This is a genomic window from Raineyella sp. W15-4 (assembly GCF_033170155.1).
Lineage (GTDB): Bacteria > Actinomycetota > Actinomycetes > Propionibacteriales > Propionibacteriaceae > Raineyella.
Map to the genome: position 1 here is coordinate 1,879,755 of NZ_CP137079.1, position 18,694 is coordinate 1,898,448.

17 protein-coding genes, 1 tRNA gene, 1 pseudogene and 1 other annotated feature are annotated in these 18,694 nt (G+C 68.4%); of the genes and pseudogenes, 9 read left to right on the forward strand and 10 right to left on the reverse strand.

The window, feature by feature from the left end; translation table 11 throughout:
• Positions 1-136 precede the first annotated feature (136 nt).
• The 3 genes and pseudogenes from R0145_RS18415 to R0145_RS08810 all read right to left on the reverse strand — a co-directional run.
• Positions 137-406 (reverse strand): annotated as a pseudogene (locus tag R0145_RS18415) (DUF4386 family protein); the annotation flags it as partial.
• A gap of 73 nt (positions 407-479) precedes the next feature.
• Positions 480-1,274 carry a Fic family protein gene (locus tag R0145_RS08805; protein WP_317840014.1) on the reverse strand — a complete coding sequence of 265 codons (795 nt, stop codon included), beginning with the start codon at positions 1,272-1,274 and terminating at the stop codon, positions 480-482.
• A gap of 464 nt (positions 1,275-1,738) precedes the next feature.
• Positions 1,739-2,740 carry a thiolase family protein gene (locus R0145_RS08810; RefSeq protein WP_317840016.1) on the reverse strand — a complete coding sequence of 334 codons (1,002 nt, stop codon included), beginning with the start codon at positions 2,738-2,740 and terminating at the stop codon, positions 1,739-1,741.
• Positions 2,741-3,096: 356 nt separating this feature from the next.
• Between R0145_RS08810 and R0145_RS08815 the strand changes: the two genes are divergently transcribed.
• A complete protein-coding gene (locus tag R0145_RS08815) occupies positions 3,097-3,522 on the forward strand; it encodes a hypothetical protein (protein ID WP_317840018.1) in 426 nt (141 codons plus the stop codon).
• A gap of 149 nt (positions 3,523-3,671) precedes the next feature.
• Here R0145_RS08815 and R0145_RS08820 read toward each other — a convergent pair whose 3' ends face one another.
• The 3 genes from R0145_RS08820 to R0145_RS08830 form a co-directional block, all read right to left on the reverse strand.
• Complete coding sequence (locus tag R0145_RS08820; RefSeq protein WP_317840019.1) at positions 3,672-6,176, reverse strand: polynucleotide kinase-phosphatase; 2,505 nt, start codon at positions 6,174-6,176, stop codon at positions 3,672-3,674.
• Complete coding sequence (locus R0145_RS08825; protein WP_317840020.1) at positions 6,173-7,582, reverse strand: 3' terminal RNA ribose 2'-O-methyltransferase Hen1; 1,410 nt, start codon at positions 7,580-7,582, stop codon at positions 6,173-6,175. The genes R0145_RS08820 and R0145_RS08825 overlap by 4 nt, the downstream gene beginning before the upstream one ends.
• 106 nt (positions 7,583-7,688) lie before the next feature.
• Entirely contained in the window at positions 7,689-7,976 is a 288-nt protein-coding gene (locus tag R0145_RS08830; protein ID WP_317840021.1) for a helix-turn-helix transcriptional regulator, read from the reverse strand.
• A 64-nt stretch (positions 7,977-8,040) separates the two neighbouring features.
• Between R0145_RS08830 and map the strand changes: the two genes are divergently transcribed.
• A complete protein-coding gene (map, locus tag R0145_RS08835) occupies positions 8,041-8,811 on the forward strand; it encodes a type I methionyl aminopeptidase (protein WP_317840193.1) in 771 nt (256 codons plus the stop codon).
• A gap of 46 nt (positions 8,812-8,857) precedes the next feature.
• On the opposite strand, the gene R0145_RS08840 is transcribed toward map, so the two are convergent.
• Both R0145_RS08840 and R0145_RS08845 read right to left on the reverse strand, forming a co-directional pair.
• Entirely contained in the window at positions 8,858-10,669 is a 1,812-nt protein-coding gene (locus R0145_RS08840; RefSeq protein WP_317840022.1) for a DEAD/DEAH box helicase, read from the reverse strand.
• Between the two features lie 94 nt (positions 10,670-10,763).
• Positions 10,764-11,051 (reverse strand): helix-turn-helix transcriptional regulator, encoded by a 288-nt coding sequence (locus R0145_RS08845; protein WP_317840023.1) that lies wholly within the window; start codon positions 11,049-11,051, stop codon positions 10,764-10,766.
• Positions 11,052-11,600: 549 nt separating this feature from the next.
• Here R0145_RS08845 and R0145_RS08850 point away from each other — a divergent pair.
• Positions 11,601-11,822, forward strand: coding sequence for a hypothetical protein (locus R0145_RS08850; protein WP_317840025.1), 222 nt, complete (start codon positions 11,601-11,603; stop codon positions 11,820-11,822).
• A 52-nt stretch (positions 11,823-11,874) separates the two neighbouring features.
• Here R0145_RS08850 and R0145_RS08855 read toward each other — a convergent pair.
• A protein-coding gene (locus tag R0145_RS08855; RefSeq protein WP_317840194.1) for an IS3 family transposase occupies positions 11,875-13,109 on the reverse strand; the annotation gives its coding sequence in 2 pieces (ribosomal slippage) (positions 11,875-12,842 and positions 12,842-13,109; 1,236 coding nt in all).
• Positions 12,724-12,855 (reverse strand) — a sequence feature (AL1L pseudoknot). (Overlaps the previous gene by 132 nt.)
• 394 nt (positions 13,110-13,503) lie before the next feature.
• Between R0145_RS08855 and R0145_RS08860 the strand changes: the two genes are divergently transcribed.
• Positions 13,504-14,370 (forward strand): hypothetical protein, encoded by an 867-nt coding sequence (locus tag R0145_RS08860; RefSeq protein WP_317840026.1) that lies wholly within the window; start codon positions 13,504-13,506, stop codon positions 14,368-14,370.
• On the opposite strand, the gene R0145_RS08865 is transcribed toward R0145_RS08860, so the two are convergent.
• A tRNA-Pro gene (locus R0145_RS08865) sits at positions 14,336-14,409 on the reverse strand. The genes R0145_RS08860 and R0145_RS08865 overlap by 35 nt on opposite strands.
• Before the next feature lie 95 nt (positions 14,410-14,504).
• Here R0145_RS08865 and R0145_RS08870 point away from each other — a divergent pair.
• The 5 genes from R0145_RS08870 to R0145_RS08890 all read left to right on the forward strand — a co-directional run bounded on the left by R0145_RS08870 (position 14,505) and on the right by R0145_RS08890 (position 18,644).
• Positions 14,505-15,539, forward strand: a complete 1,035-nt coding sequence (locus tag R0145_RS08870; protein ID WP_317840027.1) for a patatin-like phospholipase family protein — start codon at positions 14,505-14,507, stop codon at positions 15,537-15,539.
• Between the two features lie 106 nt (positions 15,540-15,645).
• The gene (locus R0145_RS08875) at positions 15,646-16,254 is read left to right on the forward strand and encodes a biotin transporter BioY (RefSeq protein ID WP_317840028.1); all 609 of its coding nucleotides are present in this window, start codon (positions 15,646-15,648) and stop codon (positions 16,252-16,254) included.
• 88 nt (positions 16,255-16,342) lie between these two features.
• The gene (locus tag R0145_RS08880) at positions 16,343-17,344 is read left to right on the forward strand and encodes a thiolase family protein (protein WP_317840029.1); all 1,002 of its coding nucleotides are present in this window, start codon (positions 16,343-16,345) and stop codon (positions 17,342-17,344) included.
• Positions 17,338-18,030 (forward strand): ABC transporter ATP-binding protein, encoded by a 693-nt coding sequence (locus R0145_RS08885; RefSeq protein ID WP_317840030.1) that lies wholly within the window; start codon positions 17,338-17,340, stop codon positions 18,028-18,030. The genes R0145_RS08880 and R0145_RS08885 overlap by 7 nt, the downstream gene beginning before the upstream one ends.
• On the forward strand, positions 18,030-18,644 hold the full coding sequence (locus tag R0145_RS08890) for an energy-coupling factor transporter transmembrane protein EcfT (protein WP_317840031.1): 615 nt from the start codon (positions 18,030-18,032) through the stop codon (positions 18,642-18,644). Before R0145_RS08885 ends, R0145_RS08890 begins: the two co-directional genes overlap by 1 nt.
• Positions 18,645-18,694: the final 50 nt, after the last annotated feature.

The following is an 18,694-nucleotide window of genomic DNA, read 5'->3' on the forward strand; positions in this document are numbered from 1 at the left end:
CGGTGCAGCCGGGCGATGGTGGCGGGGTGATGGCGTACGCGTCGACGGCGTCGCCGGCCAGGGCGGGGAGCAGACTGGGCGGGTCTGCGGCGGCAGGAGTCAGGACCTCCCGGCTGTGTCGCAACAGGAAGAGCAACGACAGGTCCGTGTTGACGGTGCGTAGCAGGACGTAGAGACCCCACGCGGTCATCAGGAAGAGGAAAGCGGACACGAACGCTGCCACGAGACCCAGGCGGAACAACCCGGGACTCGTGGTCAGTGCACCGTACATCTGCTGCGCATCTCCCAACCCGATGTGCCCGAGCGCATCGGCGAGCACGGAGACCGCAATGAACGACACATACAGTCCACCCGTGATTCTCGCCAACGTTGCGGGTGCGACACGATCAGTGATCTCGAAAAACACCTGGCCTCCTTGCCCCGAGCCGGTGAGACGCCGTAGCCAGCACCGTGGTCAGCACTCGGCTGCGAGCATCGGGTCAGCGTTCATTTTCCGCCGCTGTCCCGTCATCGAGCAACTGCTCCATCGTCTCGCGTTCGGAACGGGCGATGAGCGCAGTGAAAGCTCCACCTGCGTCGGTGTCGGCCTGTTCGATCGCCGTAAGATACTCGCGGCGATCTTTCGGGTAGATCGGGACAGCCGGAAATCCCGCGCGGCGCAGCAGCACGTTCATGAGGAGGCGTGCAGTGCGTCCGTTGCCATCGACGAAGGGATGGATCTTCACGAAGTCGAGGTGCACATGAGCGGCGTGGACGATCGGATGCAGTTCGGCAGGCAGATGGTTGATGCTCTCGACCAATGCGGCGACGAGATCGGGGACCTTCAGCGGGGTCGGGAAAATGGTCTGCGAGCCGGCTACCCGTACGCCGGTACGGCGGAGGAATCCGGCTTCCGTGTTGTTGGTGCTGTAGAGCACGCGCCGATGGAGAGAGAGGATGTCAGCTTCGGAAATCTCGGGCTGGTTCTGCAGCACATCGGTGGCGTAGTCCCAGGCGATCGCGTGGTCACGCGCTTCGAGGTGCTCGCGGAGGGACTTGTCCGGGATGATCGCATCATCCTCGATGACCATGCGCGTTTCTATGCTGGAGAGGGTGCTTCCCTCGAGTGCGTTCGATGTGTAGGTCAGCTCGCTGCGCAGCCATTCCCGGTACTGCGCGATACCCGCTTCGATACCGTCAGGGAATCGCCGATGTAGCTGATCCTGGAGCTCGCCAATAATATCCAGTTCAGACTGAATATTCGCTTCATGCTGGCGGGCGATTTCCGGATTCATGTATGGCGATCATACGGGATTGCACAGGGTTTGACCATGGGGGTGACCGGGACCTGCTCGACCACGTCCGAGATCTGACCGCCGCAGGAGGCCGGGCCGGCCCCGTCTGGTCCGGCATGCTTCACCGGCCGTTCACCGGGAGTTCATCGAATCACTATTGATGTTTCATGCATCACATCTCCCGCCATGACACGCCTGGAGTCAAGCATCAACACGTGAGTGTTGAACTACTGCTGCTTCTCCTCGTGATTGCCACAGCCGTTGGCTTTGACTTCACCAACGGCTTCCACGACACCGGCAATGCGATGGCCACCTCCATCAGCACTCGGCCGACCCAGATCGTCCGCCCGGCGGCCTACGGGGGCACTCCTCTCGGGGAGTGTCCCCGTACCCGTGTGCAGACGGGACACCCGGCGAAATCCAGCTGCGGACGTTAACGACAGGCCGCGATGTGGCTGTCCGCGTCAGCAGCGCTCGACCACCATCGCGAGCCCCTGGCCCGATCCGGCCGACACGGCGGCCAGGCCGAAGCGCCCTCCATCCTCACGGACGATCTGGCTGAACAGCCGCGTCATCACGACCGCACCAGAGGCACCCCAGGGATGACCGAAGGCGAGCGCGCCACCCTCACGACACACCTGCTCCTCATCGATCCGCAGCACCGAGCAGGCGACGAGTACGTTCGCCGCGAAGGCCTCGTCGAACTCGATCACGTCGAACTGCGCGATCTTCAGGCGAGTGGAATAGAGGACCTTCTCAATGGCGGGAACGATGCCCCAGCCGACCCGCGCCGGGTCGCAGCCGAAGGCCGCGCTGGCCGTCACCCGCAGGCCGGGACGGCGGTCACGCCGATGGGTGGATCCGTCGACCATCAACACCGCCGCGGCGCCGTCGTCGATCACGGACGGATCCGCTGCGGGATCGACCGGGTCATCCACCGACACCTTGCCGACCGGCACGATCTCCGCAGCAAAGACTCCACCGGCTGCCGCGTCGGTCGCCCGGCGACGGGAGCGCTCGGCGTAGCCGAGGCGCCGGTCGCGAGTGACGTGGTACTCCTCGGCGAGCCGGTCAGCCGCCTCGGCCATCGACGGGTTGATCGGCTCGTTCGCCGACGACCCGGACTCGACCCCGCCGGCGATGATGTAGCCGGGGTTGTTGACCGAGACGAGCTTGTCCGCGGCATAGTCGATGGCGGACAGACCGGAGGCCCGGCCACGCTCGAGCGACACGGCGGGCACTTCGTCGGGTACACCGGCAGCTTCCAGGGCATCACGTCCCAGACCGACTCGGCCGAACGCGTGGCCGAGGATGACGTCGCGGAAATGTTCGGGAGCCGGGCACGCCTCGTAGAGGTGTTTCAGCACAGGGGCGGCAAGGTTGGCCGGGGCCACACCGGCGAGTGAGCCGCCGTTGTGGGCGAAGGGCGTGCGTACTGCGTCGATGATGACCGCGTTGTTGATCACAGCAACCTCCTGGCATGTGCTCGAGCAGGAAGCCCGCGCACGGATGGTAAACGGACCCGGCCCGGACGGGTCCGATGCTGTGATGGATGAGCGCGGCGGAGACCACGATGCGACCGCACCTACCTCACCGCACGGTCTCGCCAGTACGGGTAATACAGGTAGGGACTGTTGGTCGCAGAGCAACGATTTCATGGGCGAGCCCCACCGCCCAGGTCTCAGAGACTACCAGCCCTGGAGTCGGGGCACTCAACCATGGCTTTGGGCCGGGCCACGAATATATATCGAAAGTCCTGGGGGCCGGGTGGTGCTGGTTGCTCGCAGGATACGCGGCCTGTCTGACCGGCAAGAACTTCAAGATGTCCGTTCGCCGCGGCCTGGCGTTCCTGGTCCCCGCTGTCCTGGCCTACGAGGTCGCTGACCTCGCCGGTGGCACCTACAGCACGACGATTCCACCGGCGCCTGGCCAGATCGACCTGCTGAACTTCATCGTCTGGACCGTCTACTACGTCATCCTGAGTCTCGTCGCGGTGGCCGTGCTGTCGGCGATTCTGGCCGCCACCCGATCGGGCGGCGTAATTGGCTTCTTCGGCGCCGTTGCGGTGCCAGGCCTGGTCGCCTATCTCGCCCTCAGCACCTATCGCGGGTTGATCATCCCGCCCGGGTTCGATCCGATCGGCCAGGTCGTCAGCCTGGCGGCAGGCACGTCGGCGGCAGCGGTCACCGGCACTGTGGGGCTGGTCGTTCTGATCCGCCCCCTGGCGCGGCGTGTCAGGTCAAGCTGACCACTCCCTCCTGGGCCCACGAGCGGAACCCGGCCCGTCCTGGGCTCAGGTGTCGTGACGTGGCGGATATTCGGCAATACTCCAACGACGTGCGGGATCGTGGTGAGCACCCCGATCGTCTGGCTTCGCCCTGGGGCGGGCCCGCGGTGTCAGAGACGCGGGTCGACGGGTTCGGATTCGAGGGCGAGCACGCCGAACACGGCCTCGTGGATCCGCCACAGGGGTTCGCCGGCGACCAGCCGGTCGACGGCTTCCAGGCCGAGGGCGTATTCGCGCAGGGCGAGGGACCGCTTGCGCCCGAGGTTGCGGTCGCGGAGCCGGCTGAGGTTCTCCGGCTCGGTGTAGTCCGGCCCGTAGATGATGCGGAGGTACTCGCGTCCACGGACCTTGAGTCCGGGCTGGGCCAGGTGACCCCGAGTCGTACGGGTCAGGTTGCCGAGCGGCTTGACCACCATGCCCTCGCCGCCGGCCTCGGTGATGGCCTCCCACCACTCGACGCCGGCCGCCCGATCGGCGGGGTCACCGGTGTCGACATGGTGGCGGCGGGTCGTCCGGAACAAACCCGGGTCCGCGGTGACCAGCCGGTCGGCAATCGCCAGATGCCAGTCGTGGTCGTGATCTGCGAAGGACGCCCCGGAGGCGGCCAGCACCTGGAAGACGGCGAGTTCGACGCCGTCGAGCCCGTCGGTCGGCCACGCGTAGCGCTGCCAGGCGGCGTCGTACGCCCGGGCGTTCTCCAGACGTGCCGTGGTGCGGGCCAGCAGTGGTCCGACGTCGAGGCCACGCGCCCGGGCGGCGGTGAGCGCCTCGAGCGCGGGGGGAAGCGCCATCAGCGCGGCGGCGCCGACGGGGGCGTACTGCTCGCGCAACAGTGGTCCGGCCTTGGCCGACCAGGGCAGCAGCTCGGCGTCCAGCAGCAGCCAGTCGGTGCCCAACTCGTCGAACACGCCCGCCCGGGACACCGCATCGCGGACGCGCGCCAGCAGGGTGGCGGTGAGATCGGAGGGGAAGAAGGCCCGTCCGGTGCGGGTGTAGACCGCCCCGCCGTCCGGGGTGAGGTAGACCACGGCCCGCGAGCCCATGTGCTTCTCCTCGCACACGACCCGGTCGATCCCCCACTCGGCGAACTGGCTGAACGCCTCGTCGGGGTGTTCGAGGTAACCATCGCGCTGCGAGGTGGCGACCGGCGACATGGTCGGCGGCAGATACGGCACGAGCCGCGGGTGGAGCGCGAACCGACTCATCACCTCCAGGGCACCGGCGGCGTTCTCAGCGGTGATGGTGACCCGCCCCAGTGCTCCGGTCTCGACAGCGCGTCTGCCGACGACGTCGTCGAGGCGGAGTTCGTCCTCACCCCGAGGGGCGGCCGCCACGGCCGGGAACGGCTTGGCAGGTTCGTAGTGGACGGCGTACGCATCGACCTGGACGGTCTCTCGCTCCGGGTACCGCAGCGCAGAGAGCCGTCCGCCGAACACGCAGCCGGTGTCGACACACAGGGTGTTGTTGACCCAGTCGAGGGTGGGCGTCGGGGTGTGCCCGTAGACCACCATCGCGCGGCCGCGATACTCCTCGGCCCACGGGTAGCGCACCGGCAGCCCGTACTCGTCGGTCTCGCCCGTGGTGTCCCCGTACAGCGCGAAGGCGCGCACCCGGCCGGATGTACGGCCGTGATAGGCCTCCTTCAGCCCGGCGTGCGCGACGACGAGCCGGCCGTCGTCCAGGACCAGGTGGGACACCAGCCGATAGCACCACTCCCGCACCGCGACACGGAACTCCTCGGACTCCTCGGCCAACTCCGCCAGGGTGCGCTCCAGCCCGTGGGAGACCTGGACCGCGCGGCCGTCCAGGGCCCGGATCAGCTTGCTCTCGTGGTTGCCGGGCACTGCCAGCGCGTGGCCGGCCGCAGTCATCCCCATCGCCAGTCGCAGCACGCCGACCGAAGAGGGACCGCGGTCGACCAGGTCGCCCACGAAGACCACCCGCCGGCCCTCCGGGTGGGTGGCGTCGACCGCGGTGCCGTCCCGGTCCCGGGTGACGGCGTAGCCCAGCCGGTCGAGCAGCGCCAGGAGTTCGTCGAGGCAGCCGTGCACGTCGCCGATGATGTCGAACGGGCCGTGCTGGTCGCGATAATCGTTCAGCAGCCGCTCCCGTACGATCCTCGCGTCCGCCACCTCCGCGACGCTCGACAGCACGTGGACCGTGCGGAAGCCTTTCCGCCCCAGCCCGCGGATCGACGTGCGCAACTGGGAGGCTTGGCGCCGGATCGGGCCGTCACCGAAGGCACGGTCGGGCCGGGTCCGGTTGCGTTCGATCGCGACGTCGGTGGGGACGTCCAGGACGATCGCCACCGGGAGGACGTCGTGGTCGCGAGCCAGCTTCACCAGGCTGGCACGGGCCTCGCGGGAGGTGTTGGTGGCATCCACCGCGGTCAGCAGGCCTCGGTCCAACCGCTTGCCGGCGATGTAGTGCAGGACATCGAAGGCGTCGGCCGTGGCAGCCTGATCGTTCTCGTCCCCGCTCACCAGCGCTCGGCAGTAGTCGGAGCTGAGCACCTCGAACGGTGCGAACGCCTGCGCGGCGAAGGTCGACTTCCCCGAGCCGGAGACGCCGACCAGGGCGACCAGTGCGAGTGCGGGGATATGCAGATCACTCACCGGGCCTCCCGAGCAAACAACGCCAGCTGGGTGGGCGGGCCGGCCACAGGGTCGACGGCGCCGACGGCGCGGAACTCCACCCGGTAGCCGCGACGCTCGGCCACCCCGTGCGCCCAGTCGGCGAACTCGGCCCGGGTCCACTCGAACCGGTGATCGGGGTGGCGCCGGCCGCCGTCCGCCAGGCCGTAGACCGGGTTGTAGTCCCGATTCGGCGTCGTCACCACGACATGAGCCGGTCGGGCGGCGCCGAACACGCTGGCCTCCAACGACGCGATCCGATCCGGCTCCAGGTGCTCGATGACCTCCACCAGCAGGATGGCGTCGAACCCGGCCAACTGATCGTCCCGGTAGATCACCGAGGACTGCCGCAGGGTGATCTTGTCCCGCTGGTGGTCGGGGAGCCGGTCGAGGCCCAGCCGCCGCTCCGCCTTCGCCAGCACCCGGGGCGACACGTCCACCCCCACCACGTCGGTGATCGCCGGATCGGCGAGCAACACCCGCAGGTAGTAGCCCTCGCCGCAGCCCAGGTCGACCACGCGTCGGGCGCCGACCTCGTGGACCACTCCCATCACCGCCTCCAGGCGCTGCACCTTCAACGGGGCGGCCGTCTCCTCCTCGGCATCGTCGCCTGGCTCATCGACCGGCGAGTCATCCAGCGCCGCGAGCCGCTGGGTCGCGTCCTCCACGTAGTCGCGCCGGGCAGCCAGGTAGCGTCGTACGATCAGCTCGCGCCGCGGGTGGTCGGCCAGCCAGCCCTCGCCGCGGCGCACCAGCTTGGTGACCTCGTCCGACCCGACCCAATAGTGCTTGGCATTGTCCAGCACCGGCAGCAGCACGTACAGGTGTGACAGCGCATCCGCCAGTCGCACCGACCCGGTCAACGTCAGGTCGACGTACGGCGCCGGCCCCCAGCTGCCCTCCGGTCCGAACGGCGCCTCGGCCGCCCGCACCTGCCAGCCCAGCGGCTCGAACAGTTCCCGGACCAGCTGCCCGCCCGCCAGTGGATCACCACCTGCGGTCGCGCGTGCCGGCACAGCCGGGACACGGATCTCCAGCGGCAGCGGCGATGCCGCCAGTTCGGGGAAGGAGTCGCAGCGCCCGTTCATCGCCGTGGTGAAGACCCGGCCGATCGCGACGGCGAGCATCGACGCCGCGGCGTACGGGCGATCGGTGACGTAATCGGTCAGCGCCAGACCCTCGCGCGACGTCAGTCGCCGCTTCACCATCCCGATCGGATCGACCTCCAGCAGCAACGCCGCCGTGACCCGCTCCGCGGAGGACTCCGGGTAGAAGACCGTCGCCTCGCCCACGGGCAACGCGAACGTCTGCACCCGGTCGGGATGCTTGTGCAACAGGTGGCCGAGCGCCGGAGCGTCCGGGCCCGTCAACGATACAGTCACCAGCACGCGCCGAATCTAGCAGCGGGCCGGCCGGTCCGGCGGACGGCTCGGGGGTTACGTATTCACTGGTGTCGGCTGGGACGCCACCGCTCTGACTGTCGCGAGGCGGCCGTCAGGCCGTCGCCAACGTCGCACGGCCCAAAGCTCCCGTCGCGGAGCCGTGGCGGAGGTCGGCCCAGATCTCATCCAGCGACAACCCCAACACATCGGCGATCGCGGCGATGGTGGGGAAGGACGGCGTGGCCACCCTCCCGGACTCGATCTTCCGCAACGTCTCCGGGGAGATGCCCGCCTCCAGGGCGACCTGCACCATCGTGCGCTCACCTCGCGCGTGACGCAGCATCGCGCCGAGCTGCTCGCCGCGCCGAAGGTCCTCCGGTGTGAGGGGAAGTCTGACCACGCACCCGATTCTAATACCGGTGTAGTTTGACCGGTATTATTATTGGGGCCTGAAAGGGGTGACCGTGATCGAGATACTCAACATCAACAAGCTTGCGCGCGCCAGGGAGACCGGGCGCCTCGTCGGCACCATCCTCCAGACTCTCAAGGCCCGGTGTGCGGTCGGCACGAATCTGCTGGAGATCGATCAATGGACGAAGGAGATGATCCTCCGTGCCGGCGCCACCTCCTGCTACATCGACTACGCGCCCTCCTTCGGGCGGGGGCCCTTCGGGCACTACATCTGCACGGCGGTCAACGACGCGGTCCTGCACGGCTTGCCGCACGACTACCGGCTCACCGACGGCGACCTGTTGACTCTCGATCTCGCGGTGGTCAGGGACGGTGTCGCCGCGGACGCCGCAATCAGCTTCATCGTCGGCAACGCGCGCGACGAGGATGTGACGATGATCGCCGCGACCGAGCGTGCGCTCGCCGCGGGAATCCGCGCCGCCGCCCCGGGCGCCCACATCGGTGACATCTCCCATGCGATCGAGCGCGTGCTCTCCGAGGCCGGATATGCCATCAATCGCGAGTTCGGCGGTCACGGCATCGGGTCCACCATGCATCAAGACCCTCACGTGGCCAACGCGGGCCGCCCCGGACGCGGATACAGGCTCCGTCCCGGGCTCCTCCTGGCGCTCGAACCGTGGGTGATGGCCGACACCGACGAACTCGTCACCGACCCCGACGGGTGGACCCTCCGCAGCGCCACCGGAAGTCGGACCGCACACAGCGAGCACACCATCGCGATCACCGAGACCAGCGCAGAAATCCTCACGCTCCCGGCCACTTGAGCCCCTGTGCCACCAGCGTGACCGCAGCGGGCCAGTAGCCCTGGGCTCAGTCGCGAGGCGGGCGCCGCCGGTCGTTTCGCCACGGACGGCCCCGGTCCAGTTCGAGCTTGATGAGCTGGCCCGAGATGCGGGTGGACCGCAGCGCCTCCCAGACGTCCGGCGGCAGCGTCGCCGGCAGCTCGACCAGCGAGTGGTCGGCACGGATGTCGATCCGGCCGAAGTCGTCCCGTCCCAGCCCACCTTCGTTGGCCAGTGCACCGACGATCTGTCGTGGAGAGACCTGCTGCCGGCGCCCGACAGCGATGCGGTAGGCGACGAGATCACCGGCGGATCGGCGCCCGCCCCTGCCCGGCCGCCCGCCTCGATCGTCACGGCGATCCCGGGACCCGCGAGCGTCCTCCTCTCCCGCGCCGCGCTCGCGGCGCCCCTTCCTGTCGTCACGGGAAGGGGGGCGCGTCGGCTCGGGCTCGGGTTCCAGCAGCATCGGCTCGTCGCCCTGCAACACGGCGGCCAGAGCCGCGGCGACGTCCACCTCCGGGACGTCGTACTCGCGGACGTAGTGGGTCACCACGTCGCGGAAGAAATCGATCCGCTCGGGGGTCTCCAGTGCTGTGCTGATCGCGTCGTCGAACCGGGTCAGGCGGGTGGCGTTGATGTCCTCGACGGTCGGCAGGTCCATCTGGGTCAGGGTCTGCCGGGTGGCCTTCTCGATGTCACGGAGCAGGCGGCGCTCGCGCGGCGTGACGAACGAGATGGCATCGCCGCTGCGTCCGGCCCGGCCGGTGCGCCCGACGCGATGGACGTACGACGCGGTGTCGGTCGGGATATCGAAGTTGACCACGTGACTGATCCGGTCCACGTCGAGCCCGCGAGCGGCGACATCGGTGGCGACGAGGATGTCGAGCTTGCCCGACTTGAGCTGGTTGATCGTCCGCTCCCGCGCCGCCTGGGCGATGTCGCCGTTGATGGCGGCCGCAGAGAATCCACGGGCCCGCAGCTTCTCGGCCAGCGTCTCGGTCTCGTTCTTGGTGCGGACGAAGACGATCATGCCCTCGAAGTTCTCCACCTCGAGGATGCGGGTGAGCGCGTCCACCTTCTGCGGATAGGACACGACCAGATAGCGGTGGGTGACGTTCGCGGCGGTCGAGGTGGTGCCCTTGACGCTCACCTCCAGTGGATCGGTCAGGTACTTCTTCGACAGCGCCCGGATCTGCCTGGGCATGGTCGCCGAGAACAGCGCGACCTGCTTGTCCGTCGGCGTGTCGGCGAGGATCCGCTCGACGTCCTCGGCGAATCCCATATTGAGCATCTCGTCGGCTTCGTCGAGCACCAGGTAACGCAGTTCGGATAGGTCGAGCGTGCCGCGGTCGAGGTGGTCGATGATGCGTCCGGGTGTGCCCACGACCACGTGGACGCCGCGAGCAAGGGCGCTGAGCTGGACGCCGTAGCCCTGCCCGCCGTACACCGGCAGCAGACGGACATCCCGCAGCTGGGCCGCGTAGCTCTCGAACGCCTCGGCGACCTGCAGGGCCAGCTCGCGAGTCGGGGCGAGCACCAGCGCCTGCGGCGCCTTCTGCTTCCGGTCGAGGCGCTCGAGGATGGGCAGCGCGTACGCGGCGGTCTTGCCCGTGCCGGTCTGGGCCAGGCCGATGACGTCATGGCCTGCCAGCAGCGCGGGGATTGTCGCCGCCTGGATCGGCGAGGGCGACTCGTAGCCCAAGTCCCGCAACGCCCTGAGGATCTTGTCATCGAGACCCAGGTCGGCGAACGAGGCCCGCTCCTCGGTCTCCCGATCAGGATCGGCCTCGCTCTCGGACGTCGCCACGGCATCCACGACACCAGGTGTTTGGTCGCTCACCCCTCGACCCTAGTCGGTCCGACGGTGCCGCGGCACGCTGTCACGTCGAGTCGCGCCGGAGGGAGGCCGGGATCTCGTTCGCCTCGAAGCCGTGTCAGGCTGTGGCCAAGGTCGTACGGCCGGGTGCTGCCGTCCCGGAGCCGTGACGGAGGTCGGCCCAGATCTCATCCAGCGACAACCCCAACACATCGGCGATCGCGGCGATGGTGGGAAAGGACGGCGTGGCCACCCTCCCGGACTCGATCTTCCGCAACGTCTCCGGGGAGATGCCCGCCTCCAGGGCGACCTGCACCATCGTACGCTCACCTCGCGCCTGACGCAGCATCGCGCCGAGCTGCTCGCCGCGCTGAATGTCCTCCGGCGTGAGGGGCAGTCTGACCACGCACCCGATTCTAATACCGGTGTAGTTTGACCGGTATTATTATTGGAGCCAAAAAGGGGTGACCGTGATCGAGATACTCAACACCAACAAGCTCACGATTCGTTCAATAATCGTCAGTAATAAAAGCCTCGAAGCACCTGGCGGCGACTTGGTCGACGGGGCGAAACACGGTCGGCGAATCAGGCGTTTCCTCAGCGCACTTCGACGCCCAGGTCTTCGCGATCAACGTGCTCCCTTCCCCAGACGGCCCCGGCATCAGCGTCATCCTCACCGCGACACCCACGGAACCCGGCCAACAGTCCCTCAATAGACCGCATGACGACCCGGTGACACCGGCTCAGGGGACATACCAATGCCCAGATGCCTGCGAGTCATGGTCCGCGACCCATTCGACCCGTAGGATGAGCACCGGGCTCTCCGATCGGACGATCCGGAGGAACGATGTTGCACCCTGACCTCCTCGGAACACTGAGGTCGTCGGCATCCCAGTTACCACAGGACACGGCCGGCATCCCAGCAACAACACCCGAATGAGAGGGAGACACACCCATGACCGCACACATTTTCGGCAACCCGAACCCGCTCGACTCGATCAACAAGGCCTTCCCCGCTGCCAAGGGGATTGACCCGCTGCAGTGGGCGGCCGATGTGCTGTCCGCCAAGGGCCTGTCGGCTTCCAACAACACCGTCAAGGCCGTGAAGGCGGTGCGAGACGCCGAGCCGTCCCTCGACCTCAACAGCGCGGTCTACCTCGTCGACCGCCTGAAGTGATCACCACCCCACCATCGAAGGAGGTGTACGGCATGACTGGATCGCACCGGGTTCAGTGGAGGGCGAGTTCTGCCGAGTCTGCTGACGTCGGCGGGGTGGTTGTAGCGTAGTAGAGGTCCTCGTGTTCTGCTGGTGGTCGGTCGTTGCACCAGCTGTGGAGGCGCCGGTTGTTGTACCAGTCGACCCATTCGAGGGTGGCGTATTCGCCGGCGTCGAGCCCGGTCCAGGGGCCTTGGCGCCAGATGAGTTCTTTCTTGTAGAGGCGATTCAGCGCTTCGGCAGCGGCATTGTCGTAGGAATCCCCGACGCTGCCGACGGAAGCTTCTATTCCGGCTTCCTTTAATCGTTGGGTGTAGGCAATCGCAAGATATTGCGACCCATGGTCGGAATGATGGACCAGATTCTCCATTTCGTGGCCAGCGCGCCGGCGTTGCCAGATCGCCTGTTCCAGGGCATCGAGGGCCAGGTCGGTGCGCAGGCTCGCCGAGACCCGCCAGCCGACAATGCGCCGGCTGAACAGGTCCATCACGAACGCCACGTAGCAGAACCCTGCCCAGGTGGCGACGTAAGTGATGTCGGCCACCCAGCGCCTGTTCGGCGCGGGGGCGGTGAAGTCCCGGCGCAGCAGGTCGTCAGGGCGCTGGTCGGCTGCCCGTGGTCTGGTCGTGCGGGTGGAGCGGGCCGGTGAGACTCCTTGCAGGCCCAGGGCCCGCATTCGACGTTGGACGGTGCAGCGGGCGACCGGGTGGTCGGGGTCGGTTCGGTTGAGTTCCTTCCAGACCTTGCGGTGACCGTAGACGCCGTAGTTGGCCGTGTGGACCTCCTTGATGCGCTCATCGAGGAGGGCGTCGCTGATCGTGCGAGCCGCTGGTGGGCGTGACTTACTGGCGTAGTAGGTGGACGGGGCGATCCTGATGTCGGCTTCGGTCAGCGTGACGCAGATCGGCTCGACCCCGTGTTCATCACGATGGGTGTCGATGAACCCGATGATGTCTTCTATTGGCGGTCGAGCTCCGCCTGCGCGAAATACGCGCTCGCCTGGCGCAGAATCGTGTTCGCGCGCCGCAGTTCGCGATTCTCCTTTTCCAACTGTGCGATTCTTTGCGCGTCGTCGGTGGTGGTCCCGGGCGCCTCGCCGGCATCGATGCGTGCCTGCTTGACCCAGTTGCGCAGCGTGTCGGTGTTGATGCCCAACTGCTCGCCGACCTGGCGGCAGGCCCGGGTGACGGTCAAGCCAGGGGTCTCGGCGAGCTTGTCACGGACCAGTCGGGCCGCGCGCTCACGCATCTCATCGGGTACTTCTTCGGAGCTGGCATGGCCTGCATCCTTCCGTTGGATCAGACCCTCCACCAACCCCGGTGCGATCCACAACGCGGACTTCGAGACACCGAAATCACGGGCGATCTGCTCGACCGGGGCATCGGAGGCCCGCGCGGCGCGCACGACGTCGCGGCGGAACTCGTCGGGGCACTTCCTCGGCATGGGTTGATCCTTCCATGAGCCAGCTCCACCAGCTCGTATCAGGAGTCAACCAAACCTGCAGCGGTCCCCCACGTACAAAGATGAGGCCTACCCCGGCCGGCACGAACCGCTGATCGAGCGTGACCTGTTCGACCACGTCCAAGATCTGATCGCCGCACGAGGCCATTCCGGCGAGCGGCGCCGGGTCGTCAACCACTACTTGAAGGGCACCCTGTGGTGCGGCGCCTGCTTTCGCCGTGACGGCTCCATCCGACGCATGATCGTCCGGCGCACCATCGCCCGCAACGGCGACGAGTACCTGTACTACTTCTGCCGCGGTACCCAGGACGGACTCTGCGACGCGAAGTACTCCAACCTGCAGCGCATCGAACGCGCCGTCGAGGAGCACTACCGCACCGTCCAGTTCTCCCCGGACTTCCTGCAAGCCATGCGCCAGACCCTGGCCGATGCGCTGGCCGACCAGGAAGCTTCCCAACGAGCCCTCAAGGAGCAGCTCGACGGTCACCTGGCCCGCCTCGACGCCCAGGAAGCGAACCTCCTCGACCTGATCGGCGACGTGACCATCCCCCGGGACATGATCCGCGCCAGGCTCCGCGAGATCGGCACCTCGCGCGAACGCATCACCGCCCAGCTCAACGCCACAACGGACAGTCTCACCGACGCCATCGCATTCATCGAGGCCAACCTGCAACTCCTCGAGAATCCCTATGAGCTCTACCTGAACGCCAGCGATGAAGTCCGCCGCCGCCTCAATCAGGCCATCTTCAAGCGGATCTTTATCGACCACGACGAGATCATCGACCACGACCTCGAAGATCCACTGGGCGACCTGTTCACCGTCCAGACGATCTACCACGCCACGCTCGTCGGGGCACCGCCCGGCGACTTGCCCGCCATCGCCCAGCACACCTGGAACACCCACCACCCAACGAAGAAAGGAGCCGTCCCGAAGGACGACTCCTTTACTTCACGGGCCCTGAAAGCTCCAGCGCCCGTGCAATGGGGCGCTGTTTGCAGTAAGCCTCACAAGGTCGGGCTGACAGGATTTGAACCTGCGACCCCCTGACCCCCAGTCAGGTGCGCTACCAAGCTGCGCTACAGCCCGTGAGCCGCGGATCTCGCCGCGGCCACGAGTGGCAACCCTACTACCCCGGCCCTGATCGCGCCAATCGCGCCACCGGGTCGCCTAGCATCGATCTCGTGGCAACGGCGAACGAAGCCCTGGCAACAGGGAACACGACAGGCAACAACGTGGCGATCGCCCTCGGCGGTGGCGGCGCCCGCGGATACGCTCACATCGGTGTGGTCGCCGAGCTCCGGGACCGCGGCTACCGGGTCACCCGGATCGCCGGCACGTCCATGGGGGCGATCGTCGGCGCCCTCTACTCCTCCGGGCATCTCGACGCCTTCACCGACTGGGCGCTCGAGCTGCGTACGCAACGCGAGGTGCTCCGCCTGATGGATCCGAACCTCCGCGGCCCGAGCACCGTCAAGATCGACCGGGTGCTCCAGCGGGTCGCCGAGATCATCGAGGTGGAGCGGATCGAGGATCTGCCCATCCCGTTCACCGCGGTCGCCGCCGACCTGTGGACCCGACGCGAGGTGTGGTTCCAGGAGGGCCCGATCGGTCCAGCCGTCCGCGCCTCCATCGCGATACCGGGAGTCTTCCCACCCGTCGTCCTCAACGGGCGGCTGCTCGTCGACGGCGGGGTGCTCAACCAGGTGCCGGTCAGCGTGCTGGCCTCCGCCCCCGCCGACATCACCCTCGCCGTCACCCTGGACGGCTACGAACCCCACCGTGGCGCCGCCCTGCCGGTGCGGACCTCGGCCGACGAGCAGCCCGAGGAGGAGTGGACGTCCCGGCTGCGCCAGACCATGGGGCACCTGATGGAGGCCGAGCCGCTGCGTACGCTCGCCTCCCTGATGGTCGGCCGCGGCCGCACCCTTCCGTCCGGTTCCGCAGCCCCCTCGGTGGAGGAACTGTTCGGGGAGATGCCGCCCGGGCTGCGGACGACCGACGTGATGACGATGGCGCTGGAGACGATGCAGACGATCGTGCAGCGCTACCAGTTCGCCTCCTTCCCGCCCGACGTGGTGGTGACGGTCCCCCGCGACTCGCTCGGCACGCTGGACTTCCACAAGGCCGAGGAGCAGATCGCGCTCGGTCGCTGGCTGGCGGCGCAGGCCTTCGACCGGGCTGGCATGGTCGGCGGCGACAGCGCCGTCACCCCCTGACCGGCCCGGCACGACCTGAACGCTGTTCACCACCTGAACGCTGTACAAGTCGACGGGTCCCGGACCTTACACTCGCGGTGTCCGTCCCACGACCCAAGGACTCGAAGTGGCCCACACCCGCACTCCTGCCCGTGACCTCGCGCTGATCGCCGTCTTCGCCGGCGTCACCGCCGCACTCGGACTCATCCCGGCGTTCTACACGCCGTTCTCCCCGGCCCCGATCACCGCCCAGTCGTTCGGCATCATCCTGGCCGGCACCATCCTCGGCGGCCGCCGTGCCTTCCTCTCCCAGCTGCTCTTCGTCGCCCTGGTCGCCATCGGCCTGCCGCTGCTGGCCGGGGGCCGCGGCGGCATCGGCGTGTTCGCCAGCCCGACCGTCGGCTTCCTGGTCGGCTACGTGGTCTGCGCCGGGGTGATCGGCTGGGCGACCTACCGCAAGGGCGCCCCGTACTCCATCGGCTGGGGGCTGCTGATCAACGTGCTGGGCGGCATGGTGCTGATGTACGCCTTCGGCATCGCCGGCATGATGGCCGTCGCCCATCTGTCCCTGCCGGCCGCCGTCGCCGCGAACCTGCCCTACCTGATCGGCGACTCGATCAAGGTGGTCGCCGCCACGCTGATCGCCAAGGGGGTGCACGCCGCCTACCCCGGCCTGCTGCCCTGGCGCGGCGCCCGGCCGGCCCCGGAAGAGGCGGCCCACCACGCCGAGGCCTGAGGTCGTGGCCGACGTCGGCGCCGTACCGGACGATAGGGTGCAGACAGCGGGGCCGCCCCCGTCCCGTCGTCATGCCCTGGAGGATGCAGTGATCAACAACGCGGTCATCATCGACGCTGTTCGGACGCCGCTGGCCCACAACGGCGGGCCGCTGGCGCAGTTCACCGCTGCCGACCTGTTGGCTCCGCTGCTGGAGCGCCTGTACCGGGCCTGCCCCCAGCCGGAGCTGTTGCGTGACGTCGTGATCGGGCACGCCTTCGGCCGGGTCGGCCTGGGCCGGGACGCCCTCCGCCAGGCGGGAGTGCCGGTCGAGGTGTCGGCACTGTCGGTCGAGCGCGGCCGGGCCTCCGGCCTGTCCGCCATCGACTACGCGGCCGACAAGCTCGTCTCGGTCAACACTCCCGGTTACATGATCGCCGGTGGGGTGGAGGCGGGTTCGCAGGCGCAGGAGCCGGTCAACCCGGCGATGGCCGACGCCGCGCATGCCCTCGCGGATGAGTTCCGGATCACCCGCGAGCAGCGCCGGGCGTACGCCGAGCGCTCCCGCACCCGGGCCGCCACCTCCGCCGACAAAGACCTGTTCGGCCACGAGATCGTCCCCGTCGGCGGGGTGAGCACCGACGACCTCAGCTGGGAGGACGCCGACCCGTCGGTGATCGACGACGGCGCCGCCGCGGTGCTGATGATCGACGGCGCCAGCCAGCGCCGGCTGCGCAGGCCGGGGCTGCGGGTCACCGCCAGCGCGACCTTCGGCTGTGACCCCGCCCGGGTCGGCTGGGGCATCGTGCCGGCGATCGAGAAGGTCCTCTACGCCACCCGGCTGAAGCTGGACCAGTTCGACGCGATCGAGTTCGACGAGGCGTTCGCCTCCAACGTGCTGGTCGCCTGCTCCGCCCTGCACCTGGATCCCGAACGGATCTGCCGCCAGGGCGGCGCGATCGCCTTCGGCCACCCGTGGGGCGCCTCCGGTGCGGTGGTGATCACCCGGCTGTTCGCCCAGCTGGTCCGCCAGAGCCAAGGCCGCTTCGGCCTGGCCGCCGTCTCGGCCGGCTCCGGCCAGGGCATCGCCATGGTGGTCGAACGGTGCTGATCGAGGCCGACCACGTCACCCACACGTACGGCGACGGACCCGCCGCCCGGACGGTGCTGCGGGACCTGTCGGTGCGGCTGACCGAGCGCCGGGTGGGCATCGTGGGCCACAACGGGTCCGGCAAGTCGACCTTCGCCCGGATGGTGAACGGCCTGATCGTCCCCACCCGGGGCAGGATCCTCGTCGACGGTCGGGACACCGCCAGCCAGGCGCGGGAGATCCGCAAGCACGTCGGTTTCCTCTTCACCGACCCGGACAACCAGATCATCATGCCGACGGTTGCCGAGGACGTCGCCTTCGGGCTGCGTCGCAGCAAGCTGCCCGCCGACGAGATCCAGCGCCGGGTCGGCGAGCTGCTGGACCGGTTCGGTCTGGCCGGCCACGCCGACCATCCGGCTCATCTGCTCTCCGGTGGGCAGAAGCAGTTGCTCGCCCTCGCCTCGGTGCTCGTCACCCGCCCCGACATCCTGGTGATGGACGAGCCGACCACCCTGCTCGATCTGCGCAACGCGCGGATCATCGGCGAGGTGGTGGCCGGGCTGGACCAGTCGGTGCTGCTGGTCACCCACCACCTGCACCTGCTGGAGTCCTTCGACCGGGTGCTCGTCTTCGACGACGGCCGGCTGGTCGCCGACGACGCACCGGCGGCCGCGCTGGCCCACTACCGGGAGCTGATGGCGGCTTGATGCAGTCCACTCTCGGCCTCTACCGGCCCGGCACCAGCGCGCTGCACCGGATCCCGGCCGGCCCGAAGCTGCTCGCCCTGCTGGTGCTCGGTGCTTCCTCGGTCTTCCTCACCTACTGGTGGCTGGTGCTCGCCCTGCTGGCCGCGCTGCTGGGGGCGTACGCGCTGGCCGGCATCGGCCCGCGGGTCGTCGTCCGGCAGCTCCGGCCGATGCTGTGGCTGCTGGCCTTCACCGCTGCCTATCACGTCTGGGCCACGTCCTGGCAGCGCGCGGTGGTGGTCACCTGCACCATCGTGCTGCTGGTGCTCACCGCCGCCCTGGTCACCCTCACCACGCCCACCTCGGCGCTGATCGACGCCGTGGTGCGGGTGGTCGGGCCGCTGCGCCGGCTGGGGGTGGACCCGGACCGGGTCGGTCTGATGCTCACCCTCGGCATCCGCTGTGTCCCGCTGGTGGCCGATCTGGCCGCCCAGGTGCGCGAGGCTCAGCTGGCCCGCGGGGTCGGGACGAGCTGGAAGGCCTTCGCCGTCCCGCTGGTCGTCCGCGCCCTGCGCGAGGCCGACGCGATGGGCGAGGCGCTGGTCGCCCGCGGTGTCGACGACGAGCCGTCCTGACCGGCGGTATCGTCGGTGCCGGGACACGCACGGAGGGGACGGGACGACTG